The sequence below is a fragment of the Acidovorax sp. Q11 genome (assembly GCF_054950075.1).
This window is the reverse complement of sequence record NZ_JBUDZG010000039.1, coordinates 23,361-30,102: the sequence shown is the minus strand read 5'-3', so window position 1 is coordinate 30,102 and position 6,742 is coordinate 23,361. Positions and strand designations below refer to the sequence as shown.

Sequence of the window (6,742 nt, the reverse complement as noted above, 5' to 3'; positions counted from 1 at the left end):
TCAAGCGCTGCGGCTGAGAATTGCGGCTGCGCCGCCTTGTCCGCTGCTGCGGTTGTCTTCGTCTTGCGTGGCATTCATGCTCCTTGTTGACATGCTATGCCTCACACACAAAACATCTGACAGGCTCTCAGGCAGAGCGCAGGCTGGGTCTCCAGTCCATTCAATCCCCCATCACCACCCCCTCCCGCCGTGGGTCCGCCCCGCCCATCCACAGCTTCTTGCCATGCGCCTGCCCGCGCGTGATGGCTTGCAGACCACTCGTCATGTTCATCTCGCGCACCTCGGCGCCTCTGGCGCGAAGGGCCTCCACCGTGGCGTGTGGGAAACGCTTTTCCTCCAGCAGCGTGGGGCCGTTCATCGAGCCGAAGTTGGGCAGGTTGATGGCCTGCTGGGGCATCAGGCCCCAGTTGAGCACGCCATAGAGCGTCTTGGTGGTGTAGTGGATGATGGCCGCGCCGCCGGGGCTGCCGCCGCTCATCAGCAGCTCGCCGGTGGCCTTGTCGAACACGAGGGTGGGGGCCATGGACGAGCGGGGGCGTTTGCCGGGTTGCACGCGGTTGGCAATGGGCTGGCCTTGGGCGTCGGCGGGGGCAAAGCTGAAGTCGGTCAGCTCGTTGTTCAGCAAGAAGCCCTTGACCATTTGCCGCGCGCCGAACTGGTCTTCGATGGTGGTGGTCATGGCCACGGCGTTGCCGAAGGCATCGACGATGCTGATGTGGCTGGTGCCGTATTCGGGCTGGTCGGGCATGGGGGCGTGGCCCGTCTTGGCGGCGCCAGGGTTGCCGGGCTGGGCGACCTTCATGCTTTGCGAGCTGATGAGCTTGGCGCGTTCGGCCAGGTAGGCGGGGGCGATCAGGCTGGTCCAGCTGCCTGCGGGCGGCTGCACAAAGTCGGGGTCGGCCACGTAGAGTGCGCGGTCGGCAAAGGCCAGGCGAGCGGCTTCGGTGTACAGGTGCAGCCAGTCGGCCGATGGGATGCCGTCTTGCAGGGGCTTGGCGGCAGCGTCGGTGTTTTTCAGGATGCCCAGGATCTGCCCGATGGCGATGGCGCCCGAGCTGGGCGGCGGGAAGCCGCAGATGCGGAAGTCTTTGGCCTGCACCTGGTAGTCGTGGCAGAGCGCCTCGCGCTTTTTGGGCTGGTAGCTGGCCAGGTCGGCCATGCTGAGCTTGCCGGGGTTGGTGGGGTGTTTTTGCACCTTGTCAACGATGGCCTGGGCGATCTCGCCTTCGTGCAGGGCCTTGCTGCCCTCGGCGGCTATGCGGCGCAGCACGGCGGCCAGCTCGGGGTTGCGCAGGTTGAAGCCCACATCGCGGGCGTCGCCGTCGGGTTTATAGAAGTAGGCGGCGGCCACCGGATCTTTCTTGAGGTGTGCGTCGGCCTTGACCAGGGTGTTGAGCCGTGCGCTGACCTTGAAGCCGCCTTCGGCCAGGGTGATGGCGGGCTGGAACAGCGTGGCCCAGGGGAGCTTGCCGTGCTGTTTGTGCGCCATCTCCAGCATGCGCACGGTGCCGGGAACGCCCACCGAGCGGCCGCCCACCACGCCGTCATAAAACTGCACGGGTTTGCCGTCGGCACCGAGGAAGAGTTTTTCGTCGGCTGCAGCGGGGGCGGTTTCGCGGCCGTCGTAGGCCTCGACCGTTTTGCCGGTGCTGTGCAGCAGGAAGGCGCCGCCGCCGATGCCGCTGGACTGGGGCTCCACCAGGGTCAGCACCATCTGCACGGCGATGGCGGCGTCAATGGCCGAGCCACCGGCCTTGAGGATCTGGTAGCCCGCGTCGGTGGCCAGGGGGTTGGCTGCGGCCACGGCAAATTTCTCGGTGGCCCAGCCGGGTTTTTCGGTGTAGCCCGATGAGCCTTCGGGCTGGGCGGGCACGGTGTAGGCGAACTGCGAGGGGCTGCTGGCGCAACCCGCCAGCAGGGCTGCGAGTGCGGCGCAGGCCACCAGGTGGCGCCGTGGCGCGAAGGTGCGGTTGGCTGCAGCGGGGAAGGGCGTGGGGGTGGGCATGGGCTGGTTTCTCCTGGGTGGCAAGAAGTGACAAGCAGAAAGGACAGGCAAGCGAGCGCGCAAGAAGCAGCGGCCATCGTACGGCGCCAGGCGCAGCTTTGGGGGGCGGCGTTACATTGCGCTACAGGCTCTAAATTCAAAGCTTTTTAGGCCGCTACCGCGCGATGGGTATGTTTTTTAAGCTATCAAATATATAGCAAACACGCCTGCGAAGGAGGCGCCGAGCACTGCTGCGTGCCACTGGCGGCGTGCTGCCTGCGGTCTGCCGCCTATGCGGCCACGGGCCCCGCGCGGCCGTCCTGGACGACAAAGCGCGCGAGTGTGCTGGCGCCGCTGTCGGCGCGCAGGGGGTCGTCGAGCACACGCAGGGTGGTGGTCCACTGGGTGGGCGTGATGTGGGCCAGGCCGTAGCCGCGCAGGTCGCAGCGGGCCAGCAACACATGCGGGTTGTGGCGCACCACGGCGTCCACCTTGTCTTGTGTGGTGCCCGAGCGCGAACTGATGGAGGTGCCGCAGAACTCGCTGGCGATGACGGGCGAGTCGGGGCGGTCTGCGTTGGCGTGCACGCGGCAGACGTAGTTCTGGTGGATGTCGCCGCCCAGCAGCACGGTGTTGCGTGGCTTGTGCTGGGCCACGGCCTGCAGCAGGCGCGCGCGGGCGGCGGGGTAGCCGTCCCAGTTGTCGGTGGTCACCGTGCCCGAGGGGTAGTGGCGCGGCGAGAACAGGGTTTGCTGCGCGATCACGCTCCAGCGGGTGGGGTCTTGTGCGGCGTTGGATGCGACGGCGTCGGCAGCCAGGCCGGTGTCGAGCCATTGCTCTTGTGCCGTGCCCAGCAGGCTGCGGGCGGGGTCGGCCAGGTCGGCACAGCTGTTGCCACGCACGGCACTGGCGCTGCCGGAGTCTGGCGTGCGGCAGGCTTGCCAGCTGCGGTACTGGCGGCTGTCCAGCAGATGGATGTGTGCGAGCCGGCCCCAGCGCAGGCGGCGGTAAATCTGCAGTGCGTCCCACCGGGTGTCGGGGAAGGGGCGGCCCAGGCTGGCGGCGCGCAGGGGCATGTTTTCGTAAAAGGCCTGCCAGGCGGCGCCGCGCTGCGCCAGGAAGCTGGTGGCATCGCCCCTGCTTGCGTGCCCCGCGCTGGCGGCGTAGTCGTTCTGCACCTCGTGGTCGTCCCAGGTCACGGACCAGGGGCAGGCCGCGTGGGCGGCCTGCAGGGCCGGGTCGCTTTTGTGCAGCGCGTAGCGGTCGCGGTAGTCGGCCAGCGTGGTGGCCAGGCGCAGGCTGTGGGTGCGCGCCAGGTCCGAGGTATTTTTGGGCGTGGCGTATTCGTAGATGTAGTCGCCCAGGAACAGCACCAGGTCCGGCTGGTCGGCCACCAGATGGCGCCACGCGGCGTAGTGGCCGTGTTCCCACCGTTGGCAGGACGCAAAGGCGATGCGCAGCGCATCCGGCATATCGCCCGCTGCGGGCGCGGTGCGGGTGCGGCCCACGGTGCTCACGGCATCGCCCTGCATGAAGCGGTAGTGGTACCAGCGCCCCGGTGCCAAGCCGCGCAGCTCCACGTGCACGCTGTGGCCCAGCTGCGGCAGCGCGGGCGCTTCGCCCTTTTGCACGATCTGCGCAAAATGCGCGTCGTGCGCCACTTCCCACCGCACGGTGTGGGTGGCCTGCATTTGCGCGGGCTGCTCCAGCACCAGGCGGGTCCAGAGCACCACGCCATCGGGGGTGGGGTCGCCACTGGCGATACCCAGCGCAAAGGGGTTGCTTTGCAGCGCGGGCGGGTTGCTCCACGCCCAGCGGGGGCGGGTGGATGCGGTGGCGGCAAGTGCCGCGTTGCGCAGAAACTGCCGTCTTTGCTCCGATGTCATTTCAGCTGTCTTTGGCGTAGGGCGCTGCGCGTAGCAACTGACGCGACCCAGGCCAGCGGCCGCCGCGCAAGGGCCGCCCCGCCGCGCTGGCGGCGTCCCCCTGCCCGCAGCGCATAGCGCTGCGAGAGCGGGGGGAAGGCGCGCCGCGCCTCAGGGGGGTGTTCCTGCTCAAGCTGCCATCACCCGGTTCTTCCCCGAGCGCTTGGCGAGGTACATGGCTTGGTCGGCGCGCAGGATGGCGTCGGTGCTGCTTTCGGTGTCGCTCAGCTGCGCCACGCCTGCGCTGAAGGTGATGAGGACTTTCTCGGTGCCTTGCAGAAAAAAGCGGGTGGTCAGCTCGCGCTGCAGCCGCGTCATGGCGGCCACGCCGGCTTCGACCGCTGTGTCGGGCAGCACGATGACAAACTCTTCACCGCCATAACGGGCCAAAAGATCCTGCGGCCGCATGACCTCGCGCGTGACCTGGGCCAGGTGCACCAGCGCCGCGTCGCCACCTGCGTGGCCAAGGCGGTCGTTCAAGGACTTGAAGTTATCCAGGTCCAGCAGTGCCAGGCATAGCGGAGACCCCATGCGGCGGGCGCGGGCAATCTCGCGCTCCATGGCTTCGTCCAGGCCCTTGCGGTTGAGGGTGCCGGTGAGCGGGTCGTGCCGGGCCTGGGAACTGGCGCGGTCGAGTTCTTCCTGCAGCTTGGCCACTTCGGCGCGCTTGGCCTCGGTGCGCTCGCGCAGGTCCTGCAGTTCGTCGTGGGTCACGCGGCTGTCCAGTGCCATGGCGCGGGTGGCGCTCATCACCTCTTGCAGTACCGGGGCAATGTCCTGCAGGGTGTTGGCCTTGCCAATGAGGTCGGCGCAGCGCTCCATGGTGCCCTGGTAGCTGGTGCTGGAGGCGGTGATCTTGGCCAGCCGCTCGATGAAGGTGGCAAGCATGTCCTTCATCTGCTCCTGCGCTTCGAGCGTGCGGGCCTTGGCCTCGGTCTGCTTGAAGATCACGTCCTTGAGGCGGCGCTGCACGTCGTCGAGCCGGCGCAGGGTGAGTGGCGGGGTGGAGGCGGTCATCAGCGCCTCGGCCTGGCCATGCAGCCAGCGGTCGTCCACGCTGAGCACGGCGATGTTCTCGAAGATCATGTGCAGCAGCTCCAGCAGGCTGGTGCGGATGGCGGCCTGGTCTTCGGTGGCAAACGACAGCCGGTAGGTGAAGTTGCCCAGCATGAGCTGCGCCGTGGCCACGGGGGGCGAAGGCTCGCGCAGGAAGGTGACGAGCTGCTTGGCCATCTCGATCACGCGGGCGTCGTCTTCGCCCAGGGCGGGCAGGGTGTTGTCGATGAGGCGCGCCAGGGTCTCGGCCAGCTCGGGCGGCAGCTCGCCCAGGGCCGAGGGGGCATTGGCGGTTTCGATGGGGGTGGCGGCAGCGGGGTGCAGGCCCAGGTTGGCATAGCCCACCATCACGCTTTGCAGCGAGGTCCAATCTTTGGTGATGATGGCCCGCTCAAACTGGGTGAGCAGGCGTTTCTGGGCGGGGGTCTGGGCGGGCAGCACCCGCTGGATGCTGCTGAGCTGCCCTTCGGGAAACGGCTGTTGGCTGCGGGTGCCCGCAATCTCGTCGTACAGCGACAGGTAGTTGTCGGGGGTGGGTTGCAACCGGCGGGCTGCCAGTTGTTTGAGTGTCTCGCGCGCGAGCTCGGAGGGGAGGCGGTCGGCCATGGGTGGGCACCAGTGTCAGGAGGGGCTGGAAGGCGCAAGTGTGACACAGGGTGCGGCTTTTTTGACCAGGGGCGCGTGCTCCTGCGTGCACCTCCGGGCGCCGCCCGCCCGGGGGGCGGGGTGGTCTCAGTTCACCATCACCAGCTTGCCCATCACGCCGCGTGAGCCCATGTGGGCGTAGGCGGCGGGCAGCTCGGCCATGGGCATGGTGCGGTCGATCACGGGCTTGATCTTGCCCTGGGCATACCACTGCGCCAGCTCGCCCATCATGGCGGCGTTGGCCTTGGGCTCGCGCTTGGCAAAGTCGCCCCAGAACACGCCCACGATGGACGCGCCCTTGAGCAGCGCCAGGTTGAAGGGCAGGGCGGGGATGGGGCCCGAGGCAAAACCCACCACCAGGTAGCGGCCGCGCCAGGCGATGGAGCGGAACGCAGGCTCGGCAAAGTCGCCGCCCACGGGGTCGTAGATCACATCGGGGCCCTTGCCGTCGGTGAGTGCCTTGATGGCGTCGCGCAGGTTGTCCTTGCTGTAGTTGATGGTGGCGTCGGCCCCGATGGAGGTGCACAGCGCGCATTTTTCGTCGCTGGAGGCGGCGGCGATCACCCGGGCGCCCATGGCCTTGGCGATCTGGATTGCCGAGGTGCCCACGCCGCCCGCAGCGCCCAACACCAGCACTGTCTCGCCCGCCTTGAGCTGGGCGCGGTCCACCAGCGCGTGGTAGGACGTGGCGTAGATCATGATGAAAGCTGCGGCATCCACATGCGAGAAGCCGTCGGGCAGGGGCATGCACAGTGCGGCGGGTGCAATGGTGTGCGTGCCAAAGCCACCCGTGCCCGACAGGCAGGCCACGTTCTGGCCGACCTTGAGGTGCGTGAGGCCGTCGCCCACGGCTGCCACCACGCCCGCGTATTCGGAGCCCGGCACAAAGGGCAGCGGCGGCTTCATCTGGTACTTGTTCTGCACGATCAGCAGGTCGGGAAAATTCAGGCTGGCGGCCTTGATCTCGATGAGCACCTCGCCCGCCTTGGGGGCCGGTGTGGGCAGTTCGGTCCAGGTCAGGGCGTCAACGCCGACGGGGTTGGTGCAAAGCCAAGCGTGCATGGGAAAGTCTCCTGTCAATGTTGGGGCGCATGATAGGCCGGGGTGCCCGGGGGCTGTTGTCCCACGAGCG

Annotated in this window: 4 protein-coding genes; all 4 read right to left on the bottom strand. The window is 67.9% G+C overall.

Annotated elements, in window-relative coordinates; translation table 11 throughout:
• Positions 1 to 160 precede the first annotated feature (160 nt).
• The 4 genes from ACYZGB_RS20745 to ACYZGB_RS20730 all read right to left on the bottom strand — a co-directional run bounded on the left by ACYZGB_RS20745 (position 161) and on the right by ACYZGB_RS20730 (position 6,672).
• A complete protein-coding gene (locus tag ACYZGB_RS20745; protein WP_462390744.1) occupies positions 161 to 2,005 on the bottom strand; it encodes a gamma-glutamyltransferase family protein in 1,845 nt (614 codons plus the stop codon).
• Positions 2,006 to 2,274: 269 nt separating this feature from the next.
• A complete protein-coding gene (locus ACYZGB_RS20740; protein ID WP_462390743.1) occupies positions 2,275 to 3,870 on the bottom strand; it encodes an alkaline phosphatase D family protein in 1,596 nt (531 codons plus the stop codon).
• A 168-nt stretch (positions 3,871 to 4,038) separates the two neighbouring features.
• Entirely contained in the window at positions 4,039 to 5,571 is a 1,533-nt protein-coding gene (locus ACYZGB_RS20735) for a GGDEF domain-containing protein (RefSeq protein WP_462390742.1), read from the bottom strand.
• 126 nt (positions 5,572 to 5,697) lie between these two features.
• Entirely contained in the window at positions 5,698 to 6,672 is a 975-nt protein-coding gene (locus tag ACYZGB_RS20730; protein ID WP_462390740.1) for an NADPH:quinone oxidoreductase family protein, read from the bottom strand.
• Positions 6,673 to 6,742 lie beyond the last annotated feature (70 nt).